Origin of the sequence: Blautia sp. DFI.6.71, assembly GCF_020593585.1 — a bacterium.
In the GTDB taxonomy this organism is placed as follows: Bacteria; Bacillota; Clostridia; order Lachnospirales; family Lachnospiraceae; genus Blautia_A; species Blautia_A wexlerae.
On the sequence record NZ_JAJDMJ010000008.1, the window covers coordinates 54,536 to 80,049 of the forward strand.

At 43.8% G+C, this 25,514-nt stretch carries 32 protein-coding genes; 24 read left to right on the forward strand and 8 right to left on the reverse strand.

Going from position 1 to position 25,514, the window contains the following annotated elements; genetic code table 11:
* Window positions 1–109 precede the first annotated feature (109 nt).
* Window positions 110–556, reverse strand: coding sequence for a GNAT family N-acetyltransferase (locus LJE12_RS05645; RefSeq protein WP_227226744.1), 447 nt, complete (start codon window positions 554–556; stop codon window positions 110–112).
* A gap of 132 nt (window positions 557–688) precedes the next feature.
* Window positions 689–1,051 carry a winged helix-turn-helix transcriptional regulator gene (locus tag LJE12_RS05650; RefSeq protein ID WP_112090125.1) on the reverse strand — a complete coding sequence of 121 codons (363 nt, stop codon included), beginning with the start codon at window positions 1,049–1,051 and terminating at the stop codon, window positions 689–691.
* 146 nt (window positions 1,052–1,197) lie between these two features.
* On the opposite strand from LJE12_RS05650, the gene LJE12_RS05655 reads away from it, so the two are divergent.
* Window positions 1,198–1,716: a nitroreductase family protein gene (locus LJE12_RS05655; RefSeq protein WP_112090126.1), complete on the forward strand. Its 519-nt coding sequence runs from the start codon at window positions 1,198–1,200 to the stop codon at window positions 1,714–1,716.
* 45 nt (window positions 1,717–1,761) lie between these two features.
* Here LJE12_RS05655 and LJE12_RS05660 read toward each other — a convergent pair whose 3' ends face one another.
* Window positions 1,762–2,079 (reverse strand): ArsR/SmtB family transcription factor, encoded by a 318-nt coding sequence (locus LJE12_RS05660; protein WP_112090127.1) that lies wholly within the window; start codon window positions 2,077–2,079, stop codon window positions 1,762–1,764.
* Between the two features lie 80 nt (window positions 2,080–2,159).
* Between LJE12_RS05660 and LJE12_RS05665 the strand changes: the two genes are divergently transcribed.
* Window positions 2,160–2,525 (forward strand): ArsR/SmtB family transcription factor, encoded by a 366-nt coding sequence (locus LJE12_RS05665; RefSeq protein WP_112090128.1) that lies wholly within the window; start codon window positions 2,160–2,162, stop codon window positions 2,523–2,525.
* 67 nt (window positions 2,526–2,592) lie between these two features.
* Here the strand turns inward: LJE12_RS05665 and LJE12_RS05670 are convergent, their stop codons facing one another.
* Window positions 2,593–4,455: a heavy metal translocating P-type ATPase gene (locus LJE12_RS05670; protein ID WP_154265444.1), complete on the reverse strand. Its 1,863-nt coding sequence runs from the start codon at window positions 4,453–4,455 to the stop codon at window positions 2,593–2,595.
* Between the two features lie 64 nt (window positions 4,456–4,519).
* On the reverse strand, window positions 4,520–4,738 hold the full coding sequence (locus tag LJE12_RS05675; RefSeq protein ID WP_112090130.1) for a heavy-metal-associated domain-containing protein: 219 nt from the start codon (window positions 4,736–4,738) through the stop codon (window positions 4,520–4,522).
* 41 nt (window positions 4,739–4,779) lie between these two features.
* Between LJE12_RS05675 and LJE12_RS05680 the strand changes: the two genes are divergently transcribed.
* The 10 genes from LJE12_RS05680 (at window position 4,780) to LJE12_RS05725 (ending at window position 13,807) form a co-directional block, all read left to right on the forward strand.
* Window positions 4,780–5,088, forward strand: a complete 309-nt coding sequence (locus tag LJE12_RS05680) for a hypothetical protein (protein ID WP_154265445.1) — start codon at window positions 4,780–4,782, stop codon at window positions 5,086–5,088.
* Window positions 5,089–5,096: 8 nt separating this feature from the next.
* On the forward strand, window positions 5,097–5,249 hold the full coding sequence (locus LJE12_RS05685; protein WP_195640854.1) for a hypothetical protein: 153 nt from the start codon (window positions 5,097–5,099) through the stop codon (window positions 5,247–5,249).
* 100 nt (window positions 5,250–5,349) lie between these two features.
* Entirely contained in the window at window positions 5,350–5,541 is a 192-nt protein-coding gene (locus LJE12_RS05690) for a hypothetical protein (RefSeq protein ID WP_154265446.1), read from the forward strand.
* 281 nt (window positions 5,542–5,822) lie between these two features.
* Window positions 5,823–8,396: a heavy metal translocating P-type ATPase gene (locus LJE12_RS05695; RefSeq protein ID WP_227226743.1), complete on the forward strand. Its 2,574-nt coding sequence runs from the start codon at window positions 5,823–5,825 to the stop codon at window positions 8,394–8,396.
* Between the two features lie 11 nt (window positions 8,397–8,407).
* On the forward strand, window positions 8,408–8,671 hold the full coding sequence (locus LJE12_RS05700; RefSeq protein ID WP_112090133.1) for a metal-sensing transcriptional repressor: 264 nt from the start codon (window positions 8,408–8,410) through the stop codon (window positions 8,669–8,671).
* Between the two features lie 157 nt (window positions 8,672–8,828).
* The gene (locus LJE12_RS05705; RefSeq protein ID WP_112090134.1) at window positions 8,829–10,202 is read left to right on the forward strand and encodes an MATE family efflux transporter; all 1,374 of its coding nucleotides are present in this window, start codon (window positions 8,829–8,831) and stop codon (window positions 10,200–10,202) included.
* A gap of 12 nt (window positions 10,203–10,214) precedes the next feature.
* Entirely contained in the window at window positions 10,215–10,430 is a 216-nt protein-coding gene (locus LJE12_RS05710) for a FeoA family protein (protein ID WP_112090135.1), read from the forward strand.
* 6 nt (window positions 10,431–10,436) lie between these two features.
* On the forward strand, window positions 10,437–12,476 hold the full coding sequence (gene feoB, locus LJE12_RS05715; RefSeq protein ID WP_195640859.1) for a ferrous iron transport protein B: 2,040 nt from the start codon (window positions 10,437–10,439) through the stop codon (window positions 12,474–12,476).
* A gap of 16 nt (window positions 12,477–12,492) precedes the next feature.
* Window positions 12,493–12,636 carry a FeoB-associated Cys-rich membrane protein gene (locus LJE12_RS05720; protein ID WP_112090137.1) on the forward strand — a complete coding sequence of 48 codons (144 nt, stop codon included), beginning with the start codon at window positions 12,493–12,495 and terminating at the stop codon, window positions 12,634–12,636.
* Between the two features lie 124 nt (window positions 12,637–12,760).
* Window positions 12,761–13,807 (forward strand): helix-turn-helix domain-containing protein, encoded by a 1,047-nt coding sequence (locus tag LJE12_RS05725; protein ID WP_154265449.1) that lies wholly within the window; start codon window positions 12,761–12,763, stop codon window positions 13,805–13,807.
* 218 nt (window positions 13,808–14,025) lie between these two features.
* Here the strand turns inward: LJE12_RS05725 and LJE12_RS05730 are convergent, their stop codons facing one another.
* On the reverse strand, window positions 14,026–14,391 hold the full coding sequence (locus LJE12_RS05730) for a helix-turn-helix domain-containing protein (protein WP_154265450.1): 366 nt from the start codon (window positions 14,389–14,391) through the stop codon (window positions 14,026–14,028).
* Between the two features lie 489 nt (window positions 14,392–14,880).
* Between LJE12_RS05730 and LJE12_RS05735 the strand changes: the two genes are divergently transcribed.
* The 12 genes from LJE12_RS05735 (at window position 14,881) to LJE12_RS05790 (ending at window position 24,098) form a co-directional block, all read left to right on the forward strand.
* Complete coding sequence (locus LJE12_RS05735) at window positions 14,881–15,261, forward strand: sigma-70 family RNA polymerase sigma factor (RefSeq protein ID WP_112090140.1); 381 nt, start codon at window positions 14,881–14,883, stop codon at window positions 15,259–15,261.
* A gap of 159 nt (window positions 15,262–15,420) precedes the next feature.
* Window positions 15,421–15,594, forward strand: coding sequence for a hypothetical protein (locus tag LJE12_RS05740; protein ID WP_227226742.1), 174 nt, complete (start codon window positions 15,421–15,423; stop codon window positions 15,592–15,594).
* A gap of 10 nt (window positions 15,595–15,604) precedes the next feature.
* Window positions 15,605–16,000, forward strand: a complete 396-nt coding sequence (locus tag LJE12_RS05745) for an RNA polymerase sigma factor (RefSeq protein ID WP_227226741.1) — start codon at window positions 15,605–15,607, stop codon at window positions 15,998–16,000.
* 554 nt (window positions 16,001–16,554) lie between these two features.
* The gene (locus LJE12_RS05750; RefSeq protein ID WP_227226740.1) at window positions 16,555–16,719 is read left to right on the forward strand and encodes a hypothetical protein; all 165 of its coding nucleotides are present in this window, start codon (window positions 16,555–16,557) and stop codon (window positions 16,717–16,719) included.
* A gap of 152 nt (window positions 16,720–16,871) precedes the next feature.
* The gene (locus LJE12_RS05755) at window positions 16,872–18,827 is read left to right on the forward strand and encodes a recombinase family protein (protein WP_227226739.1); all 1,956 of its coding nucleotides are present in this window, start codon (window positions 16,872–16,874) and stop codon (window positions 18,825–18,827) included.
* A 147-nt stretch (window positions 18,828–18,974) separates the two neighbouring features.
* Window positions 18,975–19,640: a hypothetical protein gene (locus LJE12_RS05760; RefSeq protein WP_118633339.1), complete on the forward strand. Its 666-nt coding sequence runs from the start codon at window positions 18,975–18,977 to the stop codon at window positions 19,638–19,640.
* 286 nt (window positions 19,641–19,926) lie between these two features.
* A complete protein-coding gene (locus tag LJE12_RS05765; RefSeq protein ID WP_227226738.1) occupies window positions 19,927–20,211 on the forward strand; it encodes a recombinase family protein in 285 nt (94 codons plus the stop codon).
* Window positions 20,212–20,324: 113 nt separating this feature from the next.
* Entirely contained in the window at window positions 20,325–21,614 is a 1,290-nt protein-coding gene (locus LJE12_RS05770) for a VirB4 family type IV secretion system protein (protein WP_118520193.1), read from the forward strand.
* Window positions 21,583–21,786, forward strand: coding sequence for a hypothetical protein (locus tag LJE12_RS05775; protein ID WP_144137038.1), 204 nt, complete (start codon window positions 21,583–21,585; stop codon window positions 21,784–21,786). The genes LJE12_RS05770 and LJE12_RS05775 overlap by 32 nt, the downstream gene beginning before the upstream one ends.
* A gap of 64 nt (window positions 21,787–21,850) precedes the next feature.
* A complete protein-coding gene (locus tag LJE12_RS05780; RefSeq protein ID WP_118520197.1) occupies window positions 21,851–22,459 on the forward strand; it encodes a hypothetical protein in 609 nt (202 codons plus the stop codon).
* A gap of 298 nt (window positions 22,460–22,757) precedes the next feature.
* A complete protein-coding gene (locus LJE12_RS05785; RefSeq protein WP_118408460.1) occupies window positions 22,758–22,952 on the forward strand; it encodes a hypothetical protein in 195 nt (64 codons plus the stop codon).
* A gap of 270 nt (window positions 22,953–23,222) precedes the next feature.
* The gene (locus tag LJE12_RS05790; RefSeq protein WP_416386490.1) at window positions 23,223–24,098 is read left to right on the forward strand and encodes an Abi family protein; all 876 of its coding nucleotides are present in this window, start codon (window positions 23,223–23,225) and stop codon (window positions 24,096–24,098) included.
* Between the two features lie 63 nt (window positions 24,099–24,161).
* Here LJE12_RS05790 and LJE12_RS05795 read toward each other — a convergent pair whose 3' ends face one another.
* Window positions 24,162–24,353 (reverse strand): hypothetical protein, encoded by a 192-nt coding sequence (locus LJE12_RS05795; protein ID WP_117962196.1) that lies wholly within the window; start codon window positions 24,351–24,353, stop codon window positions 24,162–24,164.
* Between the two features lie 183 nt (window positions 24,354–24,536).
* Complete coding sequence (locus LJE12_RS05800; protein WP_227219131.1) at window positions 24,537–25,238, reverse strand: MATE family efflux transporter; 702 nt, start codon at window positions 25,236–25,238, stop codon at window positions 24,537–24,539.
* Between the last annotated feature and the right edge of the window lie 276 nt (window positions 25,239–25,514).

Genomic DNA, 25,514 nt, shown 5'->3' on the forward strand with positions numbered 1-25,514 from the left:
TTCTAGAAGTGTCGGACGTAGCGGCCCATCGGACGCTGCATCCGGCATTTCTTTATTTGATCTGTTCCTAAATGCGCAAGGTATCCTATCATTACACTTAAAATACAATTTACCTTTCTAACTTAACAAGATACTCTGTGGTATCTTCTTCAAATTTTTTCTGACCTGTTAAATGAAAGCCATGCCTTTGGTAAAAAGAAATTGCTCTAACATTTTTCTCTAATGCCCATAAGTTATCTGCGTAGAGTTCTCTAACTGCAAATTCAATTAACTCATTGCCAATTCCCTCGCTCTGAAAAGATGTATCTACATACAATTTACAAATCTCTGCTCCATTCATTTGAATAAACCCTTTTATTATTCCGTTATCATATACATATATGTTTTCGATAATATCTTCTCTTTTGAAGTAATTATCTATCAATGGAACAACTTGCAACTCACCAAAGGAAAAAACTTCATCTTTGAATATAGGGAAAAAATTAATCCTATTATTGAATACATATATTTCAGCTACTCTTGATAAATCATCTATTATTGCTTTTCTAATATTCATCTTATATCTCCTTTACAAATTCCAGATTTATTGGCTCATATTATGACAGTTTGGTTCTTATGATACAACACATTCTAACAAAGCACAACATACGGGTAGTTACCATGAAAAGGCGATTACCCAATTTTTGTATTATTGAGAGTTATGATTTTGACAGCATGGTGCCTGAACATCCAGCCCGTCCAGATAACTGTTTCCCCATTGGCACATTGCGTCCAAAATAGGGATAAGGCTCCTGCCAAAAGCAGTGAGGGAATACAGAGTTTTTGGTGGCTTTTCCGGTATAACTTCACGATGAATGATACCACTGTTTTCCAGATCATGGAGCTGTTGAGAGAGCATTTTAGGGGTTGCTTTTGGTATGAGTCGCTGCAATTCAGCATAGTGCAGGGGATGGTCTATCAGAAACCAGAGAATTACCGGCTTATATTTGCCGCCGATTAAGGACAATGTTACTTCAATAGGGCAGTTATTTGGGTTCGTTTCGCATTTCATTTAAGATAACTCCTTTCACGCAAGATGCTATCTTTTGGGATAGTGCCTATCAAAAAAGTGCATTCTTGCGGTTTTCATTCTAAGTGCTACAATAAATTCAACGGTTGATTTGACACAATACATGATTACAGAAAGGACTTCATACTATGGATTTTATCAATATCGCAAAACAGCGTCACTCGGTACGCAGTTACACTAACCAGAAAGTTGAGCCGGAAAAGCTGGAGCAGATTTTGGAAGCCGCTCATGTGGCTCCGACTGCGGCGAACCTCCAGCCGGTTCATCTGCTTGTCGTTCAGAGTGAGGAGGGCCTTGCCAAAATCAGCAAGGCAGCGGGCATCTACGGTGCGCCCCTGGCAATCATCGTGTGCGCCGATCACAACAAGGCATGGACACGGCCTTTCGATAAGAAGCAGAGCGGTGACATCGACGCTTCCATTTTGACAGATCACATGATGCTCCAGGCCACAGAGCTGGGACTTGGCACGGTATGGGTTTGCTATTTCCAGCCTGATGTGCTGAAGCAGGAATTTAACCTCCCGGCCAACTTGGAGCCGGTCAACATCCTGGTTGTCGGCTACTCAGATGAGGAGGACGCTGACACCAATCGTTTCGATTCCCAGCGTATCCCGATGAGCCAGTTGGTTTCCTACGAAAACCTGTAACGAGCGCCCAGCGCAGCCCCTGCCCACAACGCAGGGGCTGCCTTTTCATCTTTCTGAAATATGGGCATAGGTTTCTTCCAGTACCCATCCGATATGTTCATCCTGCAAGGAATAGATTACTTTCTTTCCCTCTTTGCGTGACCGGACTAATCGAACAATCCGCAATGCACGGAGTTGGTGGGATAAAGCGGATTCTGTAACACCGATTTCCTTGGCAAGATCACTGACGCAGTATTCTTTCTGCGTTAGATGCCAGAGGATTCGCATTCGGGTATGGTCGCCCATTGCCTTATGCAATTCAGCCAGTTGCTCCAATTCGGCAGCGCTGGGAATTGCGGAAACAATTTTTTCTGTTTTGTCCATGTATTTTCTCCAATCTATATAAGCTGTTTGACAGATAAAATCGATGCAGGTATCATTATTTCAGGAAGGAGCTGAGCCTTATGCCGCATTATAATTTACCTCATAACCACGGGCAGAATATGGAACGGGTTTTAAATAAAATGCCTCACACAGAGGACTTCACGGATATAGCTTTTCTGTTTCAGCAGCTTGGAGATCCGACACGCCTGCGGATATTATGGCTTTTGTGCCATTGCGACGAATGTGTCTGCAATATTGCGGCGGCTGTTGATATGAGTGCCCCGGCTGTATCTCATCATCTGCGGATACTAAAGAAAAGTGGCATTATATCCAGCCGGAGGGACGGAAAGGAAGTCTATTATTCTTTAGCCGACACGCCACAGGCAAAGCTGCTGCACCGTTCCATAGATGCGTTGTTTGAAATATCATGTCCGACTGATTTGTAATAGAGAAATGCGCCGCAGAAGAAAACAGCGGCGCATTTCTGCTTTTATTCTCCAACCTGTATTTTCTTTACGCAGTCATATTCGGCTGCTTCACACGCATGGCCCGGATTGCGTTCAGGATAGCGATGACAGAAACACCTACGTCAGCGAATACCGCCGCCCACATATTTGCATACCCCAAAGCGCCTAAAACCAGTACCAGGAATTTAACGCCCAGGGCAAATACGATGTTCTGATTGGCAATACCAATGGTCTTACGGGCAATCTTCATAACGGCGGCAATCTTGGACGGTTCATCCGTCATCAGAACGACGTCGGCAGCTTCGATAGCAGCGTCGGAACCCAAACCTCCCATAGCAATACCTACATCGGCTCTTGCCAGCACAGGGGCATCATTGATACCATCCCCGACAAAGACCAGCTTGCCCTTTTCGCTTTTCTGCTTCAGCAGATCTTCCACACGGTCAACCTTGTCAGCCGGGAGCAGTTCGGTATATGCCTGATCCAGACCAAGGCGGCCGGCTACCTTTTGCCCAACCGCATCTGCATCACCGGTCAGCATAACAGTTTTGCGGATACCGGAAGATTTCAGCAGCTTAATAGCTGCCGGTGCATCTTCCTTGACTTCATCTTCGATGACAATACACCCGGCATATTTTCCGTCACAGGCCAGATAAACCACTGTACCAATGGAAACAGACGGTTTGTACTTGATGTGTTCCTTTTCCATTAGTTTGGCGTTGCCAGCCAGAACCGATTTGTCGTCAATGACAGCCTGCACACCATGACCGGCAATTTCCTGCACGTTGGAAATACGGCTGTTGTCGATTTTCTTCCCATAGGCTTTCTTGATCGAGAGCGAAATAGGATGGTTGGAATAATCCTCTGCGTATGCCGCCAGCTCCAGAAGCTTTTCCTCTTTCATGCCATTGGGATGGATTTCACTTACCGCAAAAGATCCTTTGGTCAAAGTGCCAGTCTTATCAAAGACTACAACTTCGGCATGAGCCAGAGATTCCAGATAGTTGCTGCCCTTTACGAGAACACCAATCCTGGAAGCACCGCCGATACCGCCAAAGAAGCTAAGCGGGATGGAAATGACCAGCGCACAAGGACAGGAAATAACCAGGAAAGTCAAGGCTCTGTAAATCCAGACGCCAAACGCCTGCCCAGTAATAAGCGGCGGCAGGACTGCCAGCGCAAGGGCGGCAAACACCACCGCAGGCGTGTAGTAACGGGCAAAGCGTGTAATAAAGTTCTCGGTTTTTCCTTTTTTATCGCTTGCATTTTCAACCAGGTCAAGGATTTTCGCTACGGTGGATTCCCCAAACTCTTTTGTTGTCTGGATAGTCAAGATACCAGTCTGGTTGATGCAGCCGCTGATGACCTCCATTCCCGGTTCCACCTCACGAGGCATGGATTCGCCTGTGAGGGCGGATGTATCCAGAGCGGAAGAACCTTTGATGATGGTTCCATCCAACGGGATACGTTCACCCGGCTTTACTACGATAACAGAACCGATCTGAACTTCGTCAGGGTCAACCTGCACCAGTTTGCCGTCCTGTTCGACGTTCGCATAGTCCGGTCGAATATCCATCAGGCTGGCAATAGATTTTCTGGATTTGGAAACCGCATAAGATTGGAACCATTCTCCAACCTGATAGAACAGCATAACGGCGACACCCTCTGAATGTTCGCCTAAAATCAATGCGCCGATGGTGGCAATCGTCATCAGGAAATTTTCATCAAACACCTGCCCATGCAGAATGTTCGTAATTGCTTTCCAAACAATATCCCACCCAACTACTGCATAGCAGACAAGGAATACTCCCATCTCCACATATTCGGGGAGATGGAGCAGACTGCCTGCAAGGAACAGCACCGCCGCCACAAGGATGCGTGTAAGCAGATGCTTTTGTTTTCGTGTCATAAGTTAAGTTCTCCTTTCATGAAAACACCGGCTACCAGGGATGGCAGCCGGTGGATGGCTTTTATTACGCCTTGACGGTTACATCCGGCTCGATCTTTTTAATCAGTGCCTTTGCTTCGGCCAGGACGGCATCAAACTTGTCATCCGGCGCTTCCAGAACCATCTTCTGGCCCAGGAAGTTGACGGATACGCTGGTAACACCGTCGATTTTCTTTACGGCGTTCTGGATTTTGTCCGCACAGTGACCACAATCCAGGTCAATCAGCTTAATTGTCTTTTTCATGGAGATAGCCCCCTTTCTTTTTGTGATTTGGTTGGTTTGACATGGCTGAACAATTAAAAGGATGTTTAATCGTTCATGCCGCCAGTATATTCACAAAAAAGCCCTTAGTCAATGGCTTGGGAGCTGATATTGCCCTTTGGATTGGAAAACCTGCTGATTGGATTTTTACTCAAAAAATCTCTTGCTTTTTGGGTAAAAAAATCTCCTTTATGGAGCGGACACAAAAAGCGATATTTCATATAATAACTCTAACCAAACAAATAAGGTGCCTTTTTGAGAGAAAGTATTCTATGAATAAAAATCTCGGTTCCTCTGGCGAACGAGGCAATCAGAAAACTTTTAGCTATTAGGTGAAATCATGAGAATTGTTATTGCTGTTTTGATTGGACTTGTTAGCGCAATAGTTGGAACTTGGTTTGCTTTTTTCAATCCAGGCATCGGGGTAGTAATGTCGGTTAGCATTATTGGAGCGGCTATTATATATTTACTATCAAAAGGAAAAGACCGCTGATTTTGGAAACCGTTTTATGCCAGAAAAATAATACTCTATATTCAAAGTACACAGCAGCTCCGGTCACACTTAGAGCTAATTAGGAGAGAGGCTGATAAATATGAGCGATAACACTAAAATCCTTTTCGGTATCTTTTGCTTGATGCTCACTCTTGTATTTCTCTATACTTTAACAGCACTTGGCTTCAACGGAAATGATTCAGCTTTTATCATTCTGGTTTTAGCGGTAATATCTCTGGTAACTGGATTGATCTTTGGTATTTCGGGGATTCTTTCGAGCCGAAAAAAATAATACTCTGCCACACGGGGAGTTTGCTGCTGAAGCAAGCTCCCTTTTTCTTTTCAGAAAACAGCTAAATGGATTTGAAAGCCTACCCATTGGAGCAGACAAAAAACGGTGCTGGCAAGTATAATAATGCACGGTCAAGTAATGACCATTCGTGCAACGCTATGACTGGGGCGGACAGGTATCTTTCCCCCAAAGATGCCAAACGCCCCTTTCCATAACGGTTTTTAGTGCCCTACGGGGGGAGGGTACTCGCACAATACCCAAAAAGAAAGAAGGGATAATTTTTGCAAAAGGAGCAATTTGACATTACGGGTATGACTTGCTCGGCCTGCTCTGCCAGGATTGAAAAGAGCGTGGGCAAGCTCCCCGGCATCAAAGAAGTGTCCGTCAATCTGCTGAAGAATAGCATGGTTGCTTCTTATGATGAGTCTGTTTTGGACACGGCGGGAATTGTCCAGGCAGTTGAAAAAGCCGGATATGGTGCGTTTCCAAAAACTCCGGCACAAACGAAAAGCCACACGGCTGCCCCGGCAGCAAAGCCGGAAGCCAGCACAGCGCAGGCAGAATATAAGCAGATGAAACAACGGCTTTTGCTGTCTGCGCTCTTTACGATACCGTTGTTTTATATCTCTATGGGTCACATGATGGGCTGGCCCTTGCCCGGTTTTCTGCTGGGCATGGAAAATGCGATGAGTTTTGCATTTACCCAGTTTCTTCTGCTGATCCCGGTGGTATTTATCAATTTCAAATACTATCGCATGGGATTCAAGACTTTGTTCCACGGTTCGCCCAATATGGATTCCCTGATTGCCATAGGTTCCAGTGCGGCAATCGTCTATGGTATTTATGCCATTTATAAAATCGGCATCGGATTCGGTCACGGGGATATGGCTACGGTTCACAGCTTTATGATGGATTTGTATTTTGAATCCGCAGGTATGATCCTAACCCTGATTACGCTGGGCAAGACTCTGGAAGCCCGTGCAAAGGGCAAAACTTCTGATGCGATTACAAAACTGATGAACCTGGCTCCCAAGACTGCTACCGTGGAGCGGGACGGCCAGGAACTTCAAGTTCCTGTTGAAGATGTGCAGTTAGGTGAAACCCTGATTGTCAAGGCCGGAGAATCCGTGCCGGTGGATGGCATTGTGATTGAGGGATTCTCCTCTGTTGATGAATCCGCCTTAACCGGTGAGAGCATCCCGGTGGAAAAGCATATTGGGGACAAAGTGATCGGTGCGACAACAAGTAAGTCCGGCTATTTCAAAATGCAGGCTACCAAAGTGGGCGATGATACCACGCTGGCGCAGATCGTCCGCCTGGTGGATGAGGCGACCAGTTCAAAAGCCCCCATTGCAAAGCTGGCTGATAAAGTTAGCGGCGTATTCGTACCGGTAGTTATCACGATTTCCCTGATTGCCGTTGTAGTCTGGCTGTTGTTGGGCTATGGATTTGAATTTGCCCTTTCTATCGGTATCTCCATTCTGGTCATTTCCTGCCCCTGTGCGCTGGGACTGGCAACACCTACTGCTATTATGGTTGGAACCGGCAAAGGTGCGACAAATGGCATCCTGATTAAATCAGCGGAAGCCCTGGAAACCACCCATAACATTGATACGGTCGTTCTGGACAAGACCGGAACCATTACCCAGGGTACACCTGTGGTAACAAATATGCTCTGCAAAGAGGGTATCCGCTCAAAAGAGCTGCTGCAAATTGCGGCTTCTCTGGAAAAACTGTCCGAACATCCTTTGGCAGATGCGATTGTAACAGAAGCTGAAAAAGAGGGGCTTTCTTTCCTGCCGGTGAGCGATTTTAAGCAGATTCCCGGCCAGGGTATTGTCGGTTGGATCGGTGATGATACCTGCCTTGCCGGCAATCGCCGGTTAATAGAGGCAAATGGTATCCAGGGCGGCGCACTCCTCCAGTTGGGCGAGGAAATGGCTGTGGATGGCAAAACACCGCTGTTCTTTGCCCGTGGCGGGCAGCTCATTGGTGTCATTGCCGTGGCCGATGTAGTGAAGCCCACCAGCAGACAGGCGGTGCAGGAACTGGCCCGCATGGGGATTGAAGTCGTCATGCTGACCGGGGATAATGCCAAGACTGCTGAAGCAATCCGGCGTCAAGTCGGTGTGAACCGTGTGGTTGCCGAGGTGTTTCCCCAGGACAAGGAAAAGGAGATCCGGCGATTACAGAACGAGGGGAAAAAGGTTGCGATGGTTGGCGACGGCATCAATGATGCACCGGCACTTGCCAGAGCAGATGTCGGTATCGCCATCGGAGCGGGAACCGATGTGGCGATTGAATCCGCAGATATTGTCTTAATGAAAAGTGACCTGCTGGATGTATCGACGGCAATTCAGCTTAGTAAGGCGGTGATCCGCAACATCAAGCAGAATCTGTTCTGGGCATTTATCTATAACATTATCGGGATTCCGGTGGCAGCAGGGCTTTTCTACCTGCCTTTTGACCTGAAATTGAATCCAATGATCGGTGCGTTTGCCATGAGCTTCAGCTCTGTATTTGTGGTATCGAACGCCCTGCGGCTGAGATGGTTCAAGGCAAAGCATTTATCCCATACGGAGCCAGACACGGCCCAATCGTATGCAGAAACACCAGCTAAAAAAATAAGCAAAGGAGCGATTGAAATGGAAAAAGTATTGAATATTGAGGGGATGGTCTGCATGAACTGCGTAAAGCACGTTGACAAGGCGCTGCGTGAAATCCAGGGCATCAGGGAGGTTTCTGTCAGCCTTGAAAACAAATCGGCACAGGTGCAGCTTAATCAGGATGTGCCGGATGAAGTATTGAAAGCGGCGATTGAGGATGCGGGCTATCAGGTTGTGGGTATCCAGTAAACGGGCGGCCTATGAAAGCAAAAAAAGATGATATTACCCACAAATTGAAGATTGCCAGAGGACAAATAGACGGTATCCTGCAAATGATTGAGGAAGATCGCTATTGTGTAGATATATCCACGCAGCTTCAGTCCGTGCAGGCTTTGTTAAAGAGCGTAAATCAACAGATTCTACAGGCACATATCCGAAACTGTGTCCGGGAGGCTTTGCAAACCGATGCAGAAAATCCGAAGCTGGAGGAAGCCCTGAAACTACTTGAAAAAATGGCACGGTAATACCAGGAGCGGAAAGGGATTCTTGCCTTTCCGCTCCTAATTTCGTTTCGGATTGGATTGTAAATCCTGCAATTAGGAGCGTACAAAAAAGCCCTAATTTTATATACTTTAGGTGGTTAGATGTGGCTAATGAATGAAGATCAGGAGGAAATAAGTGATGAAACAGGCACTTGACACAAGAACAAAACTTTTAACGAAAAGTCCCTGGCCTCTCATGCTGGAACTGAGCATCCCTGCTGTCCTGGGCATGGTGGTTGTCGGGCTTTACAACATGATGGATTCCATCTTTGTCGGCCAGTTGGTGGGCGACGTGCAGATGGGAGCCGTTTCTGTATCCTATCCGTTTACCTTAATCAACGCTGGTTCAGCCGCTATGCTGGGCGTGGGTTCCGCTTCGGTGCTGTCCCGTGCCATTGGCAAAAAGGACGAAAACACCGTCAAAAAGATCATGGGCAACCTGGTTGCTATGGTTCTTCTGCTGTCGGTGATATACACAGTGATCGGCATGACGTTTACCCGTCAGCTTCTGTCCCTGGCCGGTGCAAGCGACAATATTCTGAACTATGCTGAAAAATATCTGCGGATCGTGTTTGCCGGTTCTCTGTTCGTAAACTTCTTCCAGAGTGCAAACATGGTAATCCGTGGTGAGGGGCAGCTTAAAAAAGCAATGACCATCATCGCCAGCGGTGCAATCCTTAACATCATTCTCGACCCGATTTTTATTACGATCTTAAATCCCTATGGCATGGGCATTGAGGCCGCTGCTTATGCGACCGTCCTTTCCCAGTTTATCCAGGCCGCTGTTACCCTGTGGTATTTCAAGAAGAAAAGCCCAAACGTGAAAATCGGACGCATCCGCATCGACGGCACGCTGCTCCCGCAGGTTCTTTCGGTCGGCGTATCTGCTCTGTTGATGCAGATCCTGACGCTGGTACAGCAGACTGTAATTTATCGTGTGGCATCCAACTATGGCGGCGAAACCTCCCAGCTTCTTTTGGGAGCAGCACTCCGGTTCTGGAACTTCTCTTTTGTTCCTCTTTGGGGTATCAGCCAGGGCTTCCAGCCTGCCGCCGGTACGAACTACGGCGCAAAGGATTATGACCGTGTAAAGAAGCTGACAAAGGTGTTTATCATTGCCGCTACGTTACTGTCACTGGTATTCTACATTCCGGTGGAGCTGTTCCCGGAAAAGATTTTGTCTATGTTCTTAACAACACCGGGTATCGCCGCATCGGGAGCCACGAACTTCCGTATCATGTTCAGCACCTATATCCTGCAAGGCAGCTTCTTGATTGCCGTAACTTTGTTCCAGTCCTTGGGCAAGGCAAATAAGGCGACCTGGCTGGTGCTGTTCCGTCAGATTATCCTGTTTATCCCGCTTTGCGTCATTCTGCCGATGATCGGCGGCATGGGCATCCGTGGCGTGTGGCTGGCGATTGCGCTGACCGATGCGATCCTCGTCGTTATCACGATTTCCATGATGCTGTATGAGTTTGGCAAGATGCCGGCGACTTCCAGCGTAAAGCGATAAGGAGGGCCGTATATGTACCTCTGCGATGGAAAGATAGGAAATAACTACAAAGTTTCAGATATTGAGCTGCCCACCAATATGGAAAAGCGGCTGGAAGCCCTGGGCATGACCCGTGGGACTTCCGTTGCCGTTCTGAACAGCAAAAGCCACGGTGTTCTGATCGTCAAGGTGAGAGGAACACGGTTTGCTCTTGGGCGCAATATCACCAAAAATATTTTAGTGGGGTAAATTCCGATGAGAGAAAACTTGACAATAGGCTTCATCGGAAATCCGAACTGCGGAAAGACTACGCTTTTTAATGCGTATACCGGCGCAAACTTAAAAGTGGCGAACTGGCCGGGAGTTACGGTTGAAAAAGTAGAGGGTGCCATTAAAGACCATGATTTGAATATTCGTCTGGTTGATCTTCCCGGCACATACAGCCTGACCTCCTACACGATGGAGGAACAGGTATCCAGGCAGTTCATACTAAGTGATGAAGTCGATGTGATTATTGATGTTGCGGACGCTTCCGCTCTGGAGCGAAACTTATACTTGACTTTGCAGCTTTTAGAGCTGGGCAAGCCGGTCGTGCTGGCGCTGAACATGATGGATATTGTGGAGAAGCGTGGCATGGAAATTGACACACACAGGCTGCCGGAAATGCTGGGCATCCCGGTCATTCCGGTTTCAGCCAGAAAGCGAACCGGCCTGGATGTGCTTCTTCACGCAGCGGCACATCACAAGGACTGCAAAGACCCGGAGTGCTTGATTCATCACCACAAATACAAGCCAAAGCACCGGCACGACCATCATTCAGAATATGCGATGGTTTACAGCGACGCTATTGAGGACAAGATTGACCTTATTATGGCAGAACTGAAACGGAAATATCCGAACCTAACGAATTACCGGTGGCACGCAATTAAGCTGTTGGAGCAGGATAAAGAAATCTCCGAACGCTATCCGGTAAGCCTCCCGGATGTGATCGACCGGAACTATGAATCGGACATCATCAATGAGAAGTACGATTTTATCCAGGAGATCATCAGGGAAGTATTGGTAAATAAAGACCGGCAGGATGCCTTGACTGAAAAAGTAGACCGGGCACTGACCCACCGGGTTTGGGGTATCCCGATTTTCCTTGGTATCATGGCGGTGGTATTTTTCCTGACGTTTACCATTGGCGACTGGCTGAAAGGATATTTTGAAATGGGCATTGAAAGCCTGTCAGCACTGTTGAGCGATGGCTTAGTCGCTGCCGGGGTAAACGAGATGCTGCGTTCCTTGCTGGTGGACGGTATTGTAGCCGGTGTAGGTGGAATCCTCACTTTTCTGCCAAACATTTTTATCCTGTTCCTGGCACTGGCATTCCTGGAGGACAGCGGATACATGGCCCGTGTCGCCTATGTCATGGAGGGTATTATGAGTAAGCTGGGCTTATCCGGTAGGGCTTTCATTCCCATGATACTGGGCTTTGGCTGTACGGTTCCGGCAATTATGGCGTCCAGGGCTTTGGAGAACCGGCGTGACCGCTTCAAAGTCATGCTGATTACACCATTTATGAGTTGCAGCGCCCGTCTGCCAATCTATATCCTGTTTGCAGAGATGTTCTTTCAGGAACACGCCATGCTGGTAGCCTACTCCATGTACCTAATCGGCTTGCTGGTCGCTATCCTGGTCGCTGCGGTCATTCATCTGATCGACCGCAGAAAGTCGGAAAACTATCTGCTGATCGAGCTGCCGGAATATAAAATCCCCAGTTCCAGAACCGTGGCAATCTATGTGTGGGAAAAGGTAAAGGACTACCTCACCAAAGCGGGAACTACGATTTTTGTGGCATCTATCCTGATGTGGGTGATCTTAAACTTCGGGCCGCAGGGTTACACCACGGAAATGGCAGACAGTTTCGGGGCAATCTTGGGCCATTGGCTGGTGCCGTTCTTTGCGCCGATTGGTCTGGGCTTCTGGCAGATTGCGGTTGCGCTGATTGCTGGTATCTCCGCAAAGGAAGTTGTGGTGTCCAGCTGCGCCGTTCTGTTTGGTGTTCCGAATATCAATTCCGGGGCAGGAATGGATACACTGGTCGGCATCCTGAGTGCTTCCGGCTTTGGACAGCTTAATGCGTTTTGTCTGATGGTTTTCTGTCTGCTTTATATTCCCTGTGCGGCAGCTTTGGCAACGATCCGTAAGGAATCAGGCAGCACCCGTTGGATGCTTTTATCGGCATTGTTCCAGTTGGTTGTGGCTTGGGTTGTCACATTTATTGTTTATCGTATCGGACTTTTCATCTGAGAAAGGAGCGGATAAAATGCTTGTTACGGGTATTATCGTTTTGGGAGTAGCGGTCTATGCGGTATGGGCTGTTCGGAAAATCCGAAAGGATCGCAAGAACGGCTCCTGCTGCGGCGGTAGCTGCTCCGGCTGTGTAGGCAAGGAATATTGCAGCAAATAAATAGATGTTCAGCCGATGCTTTCTGAACGGAGGGCATCGGCTTCTTTTCTCCATTTGCACAGTTGGCAGGGATGTAATATAATTCAAATTGGATTGTAAATCCTGCTGATTGGAGCGGAATAAAATGAGAAAAGAATATATAATAAAAGATGCCAGAAAGATTTTGGCAGAGCAAATAAATAACTCTGGAACACCAGAAAGGAATGTTATGGACGAGAACCCTATTACCATGTCAAAAGGGTTATCTGCTGTCATTCCGAAAGATAATGACGGGTATTGTACCGTCTATAAAATGGATTGTGCAGATGGCCTGGGTCTTATGACGGTTTATCAGGTCTATCCCGGCATACAGCTTATTTACAATGATTTTGAAGCAACGGGCTGTTATTGGGATGGAAATATTGATAAAAATATACTGGAAATCAACCATTGCCGAGAGGGGCGTGAGGGCTGCCGCTTGCCCAGCGGTTCCTGTCTTTATCTGGGCGAGGGTGACTTATCCATCCACACAATGGATAACTGTGCATCGGAAATGTCTTTCCCACTCAAGCATTACCGTGGAATTTCCGTTGTGCTGAATTTGGAAGCTGTGGCAAAGAATCCTCCGGGAACATTGGCTGAAAGCGGCATTGACATTCTGCAATTTAAGGAAAAGTTCTGCATGGACGGAGCCTGCTTCATTATGAGGGCGAAAGACGAAATTGAGCATATCTTTTCCGAACTTTACTCTGTACCGGATTGTTTGCAAAAACCTTATTTCCAGATTAAAGTACAAGAACTGCTTTTGTTCTTGTATTTGGTCGATGTAAAAAAAGAAAAGCAGCGTGAGATCTATACTTCTCCCCAGGTGGAGGTTGTAAAAGAGATTCACAAAATGCTGATTTCCGATTTACAGAAACGGCCAACGATTGAGGAGCTTTCCAAAAAATATCTTATCAATACTGCGACTTTAAAAGATACATTCAAGGGAATTTATGGACAACCCATCGGAACCTACATGAAAGAATACCGAATTAAACAGGCTGCTATTCTGCTCCGGCAGACACAGGCAACCATAGCGGAAATCGCCAACCAGGTCGGGTATGAAAATCAGAGCAAGTTTGCAACAGCTTTTCGGGATGTTTTGAAGATCGCACCGGCTGAATATCGAAAACAAAACAGTGGCGATTAATATGCTGAAGTAAAGCCCGGTTTTCTTGATTTAGATAGCCGTTAATGTAGAAAAGCCAGTGGGTAAAGTCTTTTACCTGCTGGCTTTTTCTATGCAAGAAGAATTTTGTCAAACAAGACATTAAAATAATTTTTCCTATTGAATATCGAAAGAATTTCCGTCCATTTTTGAGAGATAAAATAAAAACCAGCAGAAACAAGAATTTCTTGTCTGCTGGTTCACTTGGAACTGTCTGATTCAGATGTATGTTGACGAGCCAACAGTTTTTCAGCCAGAAAATCCAATGTACTGAGGAGGATCTCCTGGTTTGCAGGATCGCAAGCCCTAAATTTACCTATAAAGCGTTGGATTGCTTCATCTTCCGGGGACATCTGCGATGGGAACAGTGAATTAGGAGAAATCCCCAGCCGCTCAATTAGCTGGCAAAGGGTTTCATAAGTTGTATTCTTTCTCCCTCGTTCTACGTCTTGAATGGTCTTAACCGCCAAATCAGCCTGATCAGCCAGCGCCTGTTGGGTCAATCCGCAGTCTTTTCGTGCCGAGCGAATGCGGTCACCCAAAAACTTAAGCTTATCTTCCGGCATAGTGGCTCACCTCAAATATATTCTATCGTACCGATAAGCGAAAAGGAATCACTCTAAAGTATGTATAGAAAACGTGCTACTATGCCGATTTTTATAATTTGACTTGAATTGAATTAAGCCCTGTTGATAGCCAATAAAAAAAACGGCTTTTCACAGCAGGGTTTAATTGAGTTACTGCCTGTGACTTGCTGTCGGAGAAGGTCATGGGCATTTTTCTTTATCCAGAACATAAGAATAGACCGAGGATAATACCAAAAAAATTGGTATTTTCAAAGCACAGCTTTCCGCTCTAAAAACCGCACTAGAGTATATATTAAAACAGCATTATGAATCCCCATATCAAACGGAGTGTTTGAGCGCCAGGAAGTTTCAACAGCTTCCTGGCGTTTTTGTTTGTCGATTTTTAGGAGAATCCCCCGATGGGTATAGATGCCGTGGCCCGCCTTTTATCAGTTTCTGCCCAAAAACTGATGAAAGGAGCATACGGCATTGACCGAAGAATATTGGGTGGCGGTCTTAAAAGAGGAAGATCGTCTATTGAGCAATTCAGATCGCAAGTACCGGTATCATTGTAATTCTCTTGAGAGTATGAGTGAGGAATTGACATTCCAGGAGCGCTGCTTCTACATACAAGAAGATTTTACAGTCCAGTGTGAAATCCGGGACTTCATAGATACCATACAGAATGAGCGATTGGCGGAGGGTTTACGGCATTTAACCGACCGGCAGCGGCAAGTCATTGAGCTTTATTTTTGGAAAGGGTATCAATGCAAAGAGATTGCAACGATGTTTGGTTGTAGTCCGGCGGCGGTAACAGATTTGATGCACAGAGTTTATAAACGGCTCCGTGTTTATCTGATGGATAGGTAAAAGCAACGGCAGCATCCCACAAGTTGAGATGCTGTCGTTACTTTTGTCTATTCAGTAATAGAGTTTTTCAAAAAATTTCTTCTACTCCTTAATTTTTCCCCTCTGGCATCTCCGGTAAGTAGAGGGACAAGCCCTCAATATAATTTTGGAGGTTATAAGATGGAAAAATTGGTACGAGTCATTAAATTACAACCCGGTGAAGCAGTTGTCATTTTGGCAGAGGACAAGCCTGCGCCCTGCCCGTGCTGCTGTGCCTGCATGATGCAGAATGACACCTGCGAGGATGCTCCTTTTCTTGACGGCATTCTGGTGCGGCTGGATGAAGCCGCATAAGGAGTATCCAATGTGCAGAGTTACGATTTTGGATGAAAATGGAATCCCGGTTACGGTTGAGGTATCCCGTGAAATCTATCAGGTATTTGTTGATTACGAGCGTGAAGTTGAACGTCAGCGCAAGGCGGATTTTAGACACCGTGACGCCCGTTCCTGGGATACCTGCTTGATCTTTGAAGTATCTACGGAAACGCTGGAGCAGACCTATGAGCGCATAAGGACTTTGAATGAAATCCAGGAAGCTCTCAATGAGTTTACTCCGAAACAGCGGCGGCGCTTCTTGCTCCATTTTGCCTACGGGTATACATACATGGAGATCGCAAAAATGGAGGGAAGCAATAAGTCAACCGTGATGCGTTCCGCAAAGGTGGCACTGAAGAAAATTCAGAAAAAGCTGGCTGCATGATAACAACTTTTGCCTGTTCCCAGTCCTTTATAGTGAAAGGGGAAATCTTCCCTTTTCACTCATGGAACCTTGACAAACAGCGGGCAACCGTTCATATCCAGTATTCAAGTTTTTGAGTGCTGCGCCGAGCATCACATAGCACAAACGCCAAGACCCCCTGCGGATGGTCAGAGCATCCGTCAACACGATGACATCAAAGGGACCGAGCGGTTATTTGGTGGCTGATAACCGGCCTGTGGTGGGCTGGAAAGTGCCATAACACGCAGCATAAGAAACCGTGCCACTCACCGAAACTTACTGCGAATATGGTGTCAACCACCTATCGGCGGTATGCGGCGGTTCAGCAGCCATCTGGCTGGAAACCCTGAACCGGCTTGAATATTCCCAGTACCGGGGGTGTGCTGATGGGCAGTCCTGCTGTCCAGATAATACGGTATCAAAAATAAGATTAAAGCGGTGCTGCACTGGACTATTCCGGTGCAGCACTTCTTTTGATATAGAAAGGTGTGATGATGTGGTAGGAGGCTGGCTTTTTCTATCTATGGAGGTAGCCTATGGGAGATGAATGGAGCGGTTTTGCAGATTTACTTGCTAACTTGATTGAGAAGTATGCAGACGAATTGGATATTGATAATTTGCCAGAACCGCCGAAGATAAAAAAGTCAAAAGAATTTAGCACTTTAAAGCAAGAAAGCATTGAAAACCAAAAGGCCGCATGATATAATTGTATCGTGATAATTAAGTCCAAACACTTGACGAAGAAGTGTGCAGCTCTGTAGAGCAGCATCAAATAAATTCGGCTTAAGTGTTAAGGCAAAAACGAATAACAATTAAGTAGTGCATTGTTGTGGCACTATGAGCGAGGTTGAATATGAACAGAGAAAGAGTGAAAGTGTATACCTATAAAAGAGTGTCAACGACAATGCAGATTGACGGATATTCTCTGGATGCCCAGAAGTCCAGGATAAAAGCCTTTGCTGATTATAACGATTATGAGATTGTTAGAGAATATGAAGATGCCGGAAAATCTGGAAAATCCATCGAGGGACGGATACAGTTCAATCAAATGATGGATGATATTAAGTCGGGAAAAGACGGCGTTTCCTTTGTTCTTGTTTTTAAACTTTCTCGTTTTGGAAGAAATGCGGCGGATGTGCTTTCAACTTTACAGGTTATGCAGGATTTTGGGGTAAACCTTATCTGCGTTGAGGACGGAATTGATTCTTCTAAGGATGCCGGTAAACTGATGATTTCGGTTCTCTCTGCGGTTGCTGAGATTGAGCGTGAAAATATTCGTGTCCAAACAATGGAGGGGCGTATCCAGAAAGCCAGAGAGGGAAAATGGAATGGTGGTTTTGCCCCTTATGGTTATCAGCTTGTTGATGGCGAATTACAGATCAACGAAGAAGAAGCTGCCGCAATCCGGGTGATTTTTGATCGGTATGTTAATACGGACATTGGCTCCAATGGCATTGCAAAATATCTGGAGAATCATGGAATACGAAAAATCCAGCGGCAGAATGGAAAGAATCCTTTGTTTGATGCCCATTTAATTCGTTTGATTCTAAAAAATCCAGTATACTGTGGGAAAATTGCTTATGGACGCAGAAGAACCGAAAAAGTTCATGGAACCAGAAACGATTATCATCTTGTTGAACAAGATAATTATTTACTGGTAGATGGATTGCATGAAGCTATTATTTCTGAAGAAGTCTGGCAGGCCGCACAGGTTAAGCTGCTTGCACAAGCAAAAAAATATGAGCATGTGAACAAAGGCAAAGATACCAGAACCCACCTGCTTTCAGGCATTGTGAAGTGTCCGATTTGTGGCGCAGGAATGTACGGAAATAAATGTATCAAGCATAAAAAAGATGGTACAAAGTACAAGGATTTTTATTATTATGGCTGCAAGCATCGTACCATGACACGGGGGCACAAATGCGAGTACAGAAAGCAGATTCGTGAGGAACTGTTAGACGATGCGGTGACAGAGGTTATTGTAGCATTGGTTAGCAAGCCTAAATTTGCATCTATGATGCAGGAAAAAATCAACATGAAAGTAGACACTTCCATGTTGGATCAGGAGATTGCAAACCATGAAAAGCAGCTACGTCAGTTCTATTCTATAAAATCGAAACTGATGGAAGAAATAGATTCCCTTGACCCTGATGACCGTCACTATTTCAAACGGAAAGCAGATCTTGATGATCGTCTTTATCGGATGTATGATAAGATAGAAGATGAAGAATCGCAAATGATTGAGGCAAGAGCCAAAAGGCAGGCGATTGAAGCTGAGAAATTGACCGGTGATAACATCTATAAGGTATTGATGTGCTTTGATAAATTGTATTCAGCCATGAATGATGTGGAACGGCGTCGAGTAATGGAAGCGCTCATCTCTGAAATTCAGATTCATGAAGATCGCCAGCCTAACGGCCAGTGGTTAAAATCCATTCGTTTTAGGCTTCCCATTATTGAGGAAGATATGAACTTAAGTTTGGACAATAATGAGCATGTGGAGACGGTTGTTAAATTATCCCTCAAAAAAGATACACCGAAAATTGAGGTAACAATGGAGCCTGATGAAGAGAGTAATTACACACCAGAAGAAAAGGCTACTTATCAGAAGATTAAGGAGTATGTGAAGGACAAGTATGGTGTGCATGTGCATACTTCTTACATTGCACAGGTAAAACGGATGTGTGGTCTGGATATGGGCGAGAATTATAATAAGTCTAAGAAGGAGAATCCAGAAGTGAAGCAGTGTCCGCAGGAGAAGGTGGAGTATATTAAGGATGCGTTGAGGCACTTCGAGCTGATTTGGTAACTGTATATTAGTATGCCACGGCATTATTATAAAAAGTTCCTCTCGAAGCAGTAATTAAGTCAATCTTAAAGTAGGGAAAGGATTTTTATATCAAACTCAAAATCGATTAATATTAAGTAAGTATTACGACAAAGGAGATAGTAGAAAATGGCATTTACAAGTGAGACTAAAAAAGAACTAGAGAATTACATATCAGGACATTTACCTAATAAAGAGTGGTATGAGTCACATTTTTATCCATTTATTGAGAATAAAAGTTTGAGAGATAGACTTATTGTAGAATTTATAAATGCGAGAAAAATTTATAAATTCTTTGAGGGTTTACAAGCTTCGGACGAGCTTTTATTAGCTCAGATAAAGACACAGGTAATAATGTATGTGTCTATTCAAGAGGCGGTTGTTAATTATTTGTTGTTTGAACTATTTGAGGAAACGAATACAGTAAAAAATCTTCTGTTTCAAGAACGCTTGGTCAAAATTGGAATACCAGGACATAAATTGGAAAAAATAGCCAAAGAACTGGAACATGATAAAAAAGATATTATTCCATGCTATAATAAGGTTCAAGCTGTTGATAAAACTAAAATTCGCTATGAACAAAAAGTAGCAGCATTATTAGAGCTGAATCTGATAAGTAAAGGATTGGCAGATGATTTAGTCAAATTATATGAATACAGAAATACTGTTCATATAGAGGCTGAAATGAAAAAGAAACTAGTGTATGACCTAAGTATGGGAGAATTAGCATATAGGAGAGTAGAAGGATTAAGTATAGAAGTGAGCAATGCACTAGAAAAACTAGAATCCACCTAAGGGTTTTAAAAGGATTCAAAAATTACAAGTATTGACACCGCTTCGCCCATGACGATAAATCAAGGGTTGAGGTGGTGTCATTTCTTATAGTCATAAGTAGTCAGAGAAGGAGGTTGAAAATACCTTTTTTTTATACCCATTTTTAAGGAGGTGGTGTCAAAAAGCATACATAAATACCGGGACGTTTCGTAAATGGATGTCCAAACATTTGGGGACTGTTTATCAGTCCTTTTTTAGTAGTTTCAAAAAGTACACATTTCAGGACTAAGGAAAGGAGCGAATAATCATGAAGAGATATGGTTATCACAGAACAAGTACAAGAGAACAGCATTTAGACAGAGGCATCAAGGAGATTACAGCCTATTGTGAGCAGAACAATCTGGAGCTGGAAAAGATATTCACTGACCAGCAGACAGGAAAGAATTTTAATCGTCCAAGATATCAGGTATTAAAAGAGGATGTATCAAGAGCAGGTGACAAGTTGATTATTACTGAGGTAGACAATTTTACAAGCTATAAAAATTACAACATATGGCTTATAGAATTGAAAAGGAATATATCGGAAAAGTAATTTGTGTCACCCGTGGTGACACAAATTGGAAAGATAAATCAAGATAGTTAAAAAAGGAATTACTTCGGTAGTTCTTTTTTCTTACCAAAAACAAGAACAGGAGGTTAAAAAAAATGCTAAAAATATTCAGAAAGGACTCACTGACTCCACAGACAGAACGCATTTACAAAGTGCCATTATTTCACCGATTGGGGAGCTGCCTGATACCATTAGATGCCACGGAACGTTTGCGAGCATTACACAGTTATTATCGCATGGGTGACGAGGCATCTTTTTCTTTTAACTGGAATGAATATCTGCATCTGAAACGGGACTGGAGAAATGACATTATCAATACTTCTTTGCGGGAGCATCCGGAATATTTGGAAATGGAGGGTGGAAGCTGCGCCTGTGTGATGTTTATCAGAAAATATCCGAACGGTTTGACGGATCAATTCTTAAATGAACTGACAAACATGGACTTTCCAATCATTTATTCAATGGATGTGGAGCCGCTCGACAATGATGTGGCATATCAGATGGTGATGAAAAAGTACATGTCTAATGAGCGAAGCATTAACCGTGAGCAGGAGTTGAAAAACGAAAATGGAGATTATTCTACCAACATCAATTACGAGAGGAGAAAGCAGCAAAGAGACACGGAGGAGATGCTTGATCGTATTTCTTCGTTTGATGAGCGGCTTCTTTATGTGGGGATCACCATTGTGGTAAAAGCTGGTTCGATGGAAGAACTGGAGGAGCGGACAGAAAAGGTGCGTATCATTGGAAAAACACACAACATGGACATTGTTCCACATTCGTATCGACAGCTTGATGCCTTGAATACATCATTGCCGACGGGAGCAAGATTTGTTGATACAATGCGGACAATTACCTCTGAGGAACTTTCCATTTTCATTCCGTTTAATGCGCAGGAGATTCATGATGATTTGGGATACTGCTATGGCTTTAATAAGGTATCCAAAAATCTGATCATAGGAAACCGTAAATTATTAAAGAATGGAAACGGGATGGTGTTTGGTGTTCCGGGTTCCGGAAAGTCCTATAATGAGAAATCCGAGATGGGGCAGGTGTTATGTTTTTCAAAGGATGACATTATCGTGGTAGATCCAATGGGTGAATATAAAGACATTGCTGCAGCGTGGGGCGGTCAGTATATCAATCTGACACAGTCTGCGGAAAATGTCTTTTATGTCAATCCGTTCCATGTACCGGATGTTGTGCCGGACATTGACCGCTTTGTGGCGGAAAAAGCAGAGTTTGCCTATCTGTACCGGAATGAGCCAGAACTTAATCGATGCACAGAGAAACCGTTCTACGAAAACAATGGTTTCCAATTCCGAATTTATGCTTTTGCTGGATCAGGGAACAATGGACAAGGAAGCGGTAGAAGATTTGTTTGATATTTCTTCCGAGCAGCTTGCCTGTGTGAATGGAGCAGAGCCGGGAATGGGACTTATCCGGTTTGGCGATAAGATTGTCCCACTTGATAATACAATAGAAAAAGATAACAATCTTTATCAGCTATTTAATACCAATTTCCATGAGATGGTATTGGATGAAAAAAGTACTTGACAATACGGTACACCGTATATATAATACAGACATACGGTACACCGTATGAAAGGAGGCGCTAATAATGAGAGCTCAGGACAGATGGAACAAGAAAGCAGGATACATAAGCAAGTCATACAAAGTCAATCAGAACATTGCAGATGATTTTGCTAGTTCCTGTAAGGAAATGGGAGTTTCTCAATCTGGAGAGTTGCTAAAATTTATGAGCGAATTTATAAAGAAGAACTTGAAAGGAGAAAAGAAAATGAGAGTAATGACTAAGTATACTCAAGATGGTGAATGTGCAGGAATGGTTGAGATGGCGATAAATCAAGTTGTTTATCAATACGACAATACGGAAATTGAAAATGAGGAAAAAAGGATTTTGAAGGAATGTGAACAGATGGGAAAAGGAGGAAGATGCGATAACTGTTTAGATTTCAAGAAAGACTTTGATGTTCCAAATGCCAGGGAAACGGTTTCATTAGAAGACTTTTGTGAAATCGGTCGTTATGTTAAAAGCATTTATCTGCGTGATGTTGCATTGATGCGTTTGGTAATAGAAAAAAAACTTATGCCTGTTCGTATACGATACAGCAATGAAATGGAGTTAAATATTAACTATTCCCATGGCAATATGATCTTTACTTTACAAATGGATTTGTTCCCGTTTGATGTTTATGTTGTTATTTAATTTATCGAGTGAATTTTTCAAGGCATACAAAGATAAGCTTTGTGTGCCTTATTTGTCTATATGGAAAAAATTATTTAACGAAGAAATGAGAAGGAGAAATTATGGATCATCTAGACAAATTCCCCTTTCGTAGTTAAGATTGAGTATATCTATCATATACACGAACGTACATTCGATTCAAGAAAATACGGATAGTTTTAAATTGATTGTGTCAATTTACAATCAATTTCTATTCAATGTGGTTTTCCGGCAGATTCTGTAAAATAAGCTCAGATTAAAACAATGACGGGAGGAGCTTATGCAACAGAATATTGAATTTGAGCGGTGCATTGATTTTCTGGTACGGATGATTGATAAGTACGGCGCTGAAGTCCTCCGGGAGTTGGAGGAAGAAAAACAGAATAAGGAAGAAAAAGAGGCGCAGTTTCCTGAAATACAAAATGTAAATCAGACTGTCGCTTTTTCATGTATTTTTAAATCAAATAAATTCTAAAAGCTGATAAAAAAGAATGATAATTTGGAGAAAAATAGCATAGAATAATTTTGAGCTGATATGACAGAGAATGTTTTGGCGTATTGACAGGACATTTAAAATGACGTATACTAAGCTCAGTGATCGTTCTGTAGAAACTTGCGAAGCCTACAGGCGGGGGAGAGCCTGCGGGTCTCTCCCTCTTTTGTTTTAAGGAGAAATGAGATGCAGACACCGAAAAAATTCTCTTCTTTTAGTGACCAGGTTTCTTGAATCAGTGATGAAAAGGGAATAAAAATAAAAGACGGAGAATATGCAGAAGAGATGTTACGCCAAATAGGATATTTTCCTCTTATGGGAGGATATAAACATCTTTTTAGAATATCAAACACAAAAAAAAATAAAGCAGGAACAAGTTTTGAAGAAATAGTCAGTCTGTATAAGTTTGATGCAGAGCTTAGAGAGTTGTTCTTTAAATATTTACTGCAGATTGAGCGACAGATGCGTTCTTTGATGTCATACTATTTTACTGAAATGTATGGAGCAGAGCAGAAGCAGTACCTGGATGCTAATAATTATAATAATACAAAAAGAAATCATGCAACAATCGTAAAGTTGATAGCGACCTTGAAACGGGCAACAACGACCACAGATTATAAATATATCAACTATTACCGCAAGACATATGGTGAGATTCCATTATGGGTTTTGGCAAATGTACTTACGTTTGGAAACTTATCAAAAATGTTCCGAGTGTTTCCGCAGTCCTTAAAATCAAAAGTATCAAAAAACTTTGAACCTTTGAATCAGCATCAGATGGAACAGTTTCTATCTGTTCTCACTAAGTATAGGAATGTATGTGCCCATGGGGAACGACTGTTTACATACAGAACAGTAGATGCTATTGCGGATACACCGCTTCATAAAAAACTTTCATTACCACAGAGCGGTAATCAGTACGAAAAAGGAAAACAAGATTTGTTTGTTGTGGTGATTGCTTTTAGATATCTATTACCTGGAAAAGATTTTCTGGAATTTAAAAGAAAGCTCATAAAAGAGATTGACCGAGTAAACAGAGAAGTAGAGCATATAAGTGAAGTTGAATTATTGAATAAAATGGGTTTCCCGGAAAATTGGAAAAATATTACCAGATACCATTTAAAGTAAAGAAATATCCTCTAAGAAATAGTGAAATACCTATTGTCTTAGAGGATTTTTTATTGAAGAATTTTAATATTCAAGAGTTTGTTTTTTCCTTTTTGACATTAAAGCTAAGATTTCTTGTGGGTTTGTCAACTGACGTCCGGGAAGTGTCTGCTTTGGTGTGCGGTCACGGTCGGCTTCGTCAATCGCTGCAATAAAAAGTTTTACGCTGTTTGGATTGGATATGACAAAATTATGAGTAATACTTGAAGTGGCCATACGAACACCTCCTAGTACATCGTTTCGTAAATAACTATACCAATCGCGTAGGATGCGGATTCGAGTGTGCAGGTCTAAAAACGCAGGCGTAGCGGGCTACGCTGAGGCTTTTAGACCTGTGCACTCGGATTTGCAGACAAGTGAGTGGTATAGTTATTTCGAAAACGATGTACTAGGAACATGTTATAAGATATTTTTGTGGCGATGCCATGCCATTATTACGAGAGCAATGAGCATAGTGGCGGTTTCCGCAACAGGAAATGCAAGCCAGATTCCGTTCAGTTGGAATAATTTGTCCAGACACCATAAGGCAGGAACAAGGAAAAGCAGTTGTCTGCATAATTGAATCGCTATGCTGGAACCTACTTTTTCTGTCGCCTGAAAATAGGTGGAAATCATGGTAGAGAGACCGCAAAACAGATAGCTTGCCGCCATAATTCGCATAGCGGATATTCCAAAGGAGCGCATGGCTTCCGACGCTGTAAATAATTCCAAAAGCTGCGCCGGAAAGAAGTTGACGGTCAATGTTCCCAGTATCATCATACCGGAGACCAAAGCGGTTCCGTATCGGAAAGCGGAGTGCAGCCTATCTCTGTTTCCCGCACCGTAGTTAAACCGCATAATAGGCAAACAGCCCTGAATCAAGCCGTTTACTGTCATAACGACCAACTGCTGCACCTTAAAATACGCACCGAAGAATGCAATCGCCCGCCTATATTTGGAGTCTATAATTGCAATGATGGTTGGAGATTGATGTCTTCCGCCGGTAGGAGCGTAAGTCCCTGCTTCCAGTACAACGTCCAAAGCCTTGGAAAGGACAGGTTCCGATTTATAAGCCCGTACACTACGGTGCATCTTGATAAGAGACAAAAAATTTTTTTCCATACAGATATAGTCCTCCATTCTGCTAATACTTCCGAGATACAGGCAACAAAAAAGCCACACAACTATCACAAGATAGCTGTGTGGCAAAAAGATGACCGAATCCGGAAAAGTCCACTAAAATTTTGCGTTTATTATTATAGTGAACTTGAAGGAGACTGTCAAGCATCAATCATTACGGAATTGTGGCGGCTGTCTGTTGTTTTTTGTGTTACTTTATGGCACATGAGAAATTCTGTCTGGTTTTGTACTCGTAGTGAGTGGGCATGTTCTCCCATT

Coding starts and splice junctions, on each gene's coding strand:
- LJE12_RS05650 (WP_112090125.1), bottom strand. CDS start 1,051: ATGAAATGCGAAACGAACCCAAATAACTGCCCTATTGAAGTAACATTG.
- LJE12_RS05740 (WP_227226742.1), top strand. CDS start 15,421: ATGGAAAAATTGGTACGAGTCATTAAATTACAACCCGGTGAAGCAGTT.
- LJE12_RS05660 (WP_112090127.1), bottom strand. CDS start 2,079: ATGGACAAAACAGAAAAAATTGTTTCCGCAATTCCCAGCGCTGCCGAA.
- LJE12_RS05665 (WP_112090128.1), top strand. CDS start 2,160: ATGCCGCATTATAATTTACCTCATAACCACGGGCAGAATATGGAACGG.
- LJE12_RS05755 (WP_227226739.1), top strand. CDS start 16,872: ATGAACAGAGAAAGAGTGAAAGTGTATACCTATAAAAGAGTGTCAACG.
- LJE12_RS05680 (WP_154265445.1), top strand. CDS start 4,780: ATGGCTGAACAATTAAAAGGATGTTTAATCGTTCATGCCGCCAGTATA.
- LJE12_RS05780 (WP_118520197.1), top strand. CDS start 21,851: ATGAGAGCTCAGGACAGATGGAACAAGAAAGCAGGATACATAAGCAAG.
- LJE12_RS05645 (WP_227226744.1), bottom strand. CDS start 556: ATGAATATTAGAAAAGCAATAATAGATGATTTATCAAGAGTAGCTGAA.
- LJE12_RS05775 (WP_144137038.1), top strand. CDS start 21,583: ATGGACAAGGAAGCGGTAGAAGATTTGTTTGATATTTCTTCCGAGCAG.
- LJE12_RS05725 (WP_154265449.1), top strand. CDS start 12,761: ATGAGAAAAGAATATATAATAAAAGATGCCAGAAAGATTTTGGCAGAG.
- LJE12_RS05710 (WP_112090135.1), top strand. CDS start 10,215: ATGTACCTCTGCGATGGAAAGATAGGAAATAACTACAAAGTTTCAGAT.
- LJE12_RS05750 (WP_227226740.1), top strand. CDS start 16,555: ATGGGAGATGAATGGAGCGGTTTTGCAGATTTACTTGCTAACTTGATT.
- feoB (WP_195640859.1), top strand. CDS start 10,437: ATGAGAGAAAACTTGACAATAGGCTTCATCGGAAATCCGAACTGCGGA.
- LJE12_RS05745 (WP_227226741.1), top strand. CDS start 15,605: ATGTGCAGAGTTACGATTTTGGATGAAAATGGAATCCCGGTTACGGTT.
- LJE12_RS05795 (WP_117962196.1), bottom strand. CDS start 24,353: ATGGCCACTTCAAGTATTACTCATAATTTTGTCATATCCAATCCAAAC.
- LJE12_RS05670 (WP_154265444.1), bottom strand. CDS start 4,455: ATGACACGAAAACAAAAGCATCTGCTTACACGCATCCTTGTGGCGGCG.
- LJE12_RS05800 (WP_227219131.1), bottom strand. CDS start 25,238: ATGGAAAAAAATTTTTTGTCTCTTATCAAGATGCACCGTAGTGTACGG.
- LJE12_RS05770 (WP_118520193.1), top strand. CDS start 20,325: ATGCTAAAAATATTCAGAAAGGACTCACTGACTCCACAGACAGAACGC.
- LJE12_RS05700 (WP_112090133.1), top strand. CDS start 8,408: ATGAAAGCAAAAAAAGATGATATTACCCACAAATTGAAGATTGCCAGA.
- LJE12_RS05690 (WP_154265446.1), top strand. CDS start 5,350: ATGAGCGATAACACTAAAATCCTTTTCGGTATCTTTTGCTTGATGCTC.
- LJE12_RS05685 (WP_195640854.1), top strand. CDS start 5,097: ATGAGAATTGTTATTGCTGTTTTGATTGGACTTGTTAGCGCAATAGTT.
- LJE12_RS05720 (WP_112090137.1), top strand. CDS start 12,493: ATGCTTGTTACGGGTATTATCGTTTTGGGAGTAGCGGTCTATGCGGTA.
- LJE12_RS05705 (WP_112090134.1), top strand. CDS start 8,829: ATGAAACAGGCACTTGACACAAGAACAAAACTTTTAACGAAAAGTCCC.
- LJE12_RS05765 (WP_227226738.1), top strand. CDS start 19,927: ATGAAGAGATATGGTTATCACAGAACAAGTACAAGAGAACAGCATTTA.
- LJE12_RS05730 (WP_154265450.1), bottom strand. CDS start 14,391: ATGCCGGAAGATAAGCTTAAGTTTTTGGGTGACCGCATTCGCTCGGCA.
- LJE12_RS05655 (WP_112090126.1), top strand. CDS start 1,198: ATGGATTTTATCAATATCGCAAAACAGCGTCACTCGGTACGCAGTTAC.
- LJE12_RS05785 (WP_118408460.1), top strand. CDS start 22,758: ATGCAACAGAATATTGAATTTGAGCGGTGCATTGATTTTCTGGTACGG.
- LJE12_RS05675 (WP_112090130.1), bottom strand. CDS start 4,738: ATGAAAAAGACAATTAAGCTGATTGACCTGGATTGTGGTCACTGTGCG.
- LJE12_RS05760 (WP_118633339.1), top strand. CDS start 18,975: ATGGCATTTACAAGTGAGACTAAAAAAGAACTAGAGAATTACATATCA.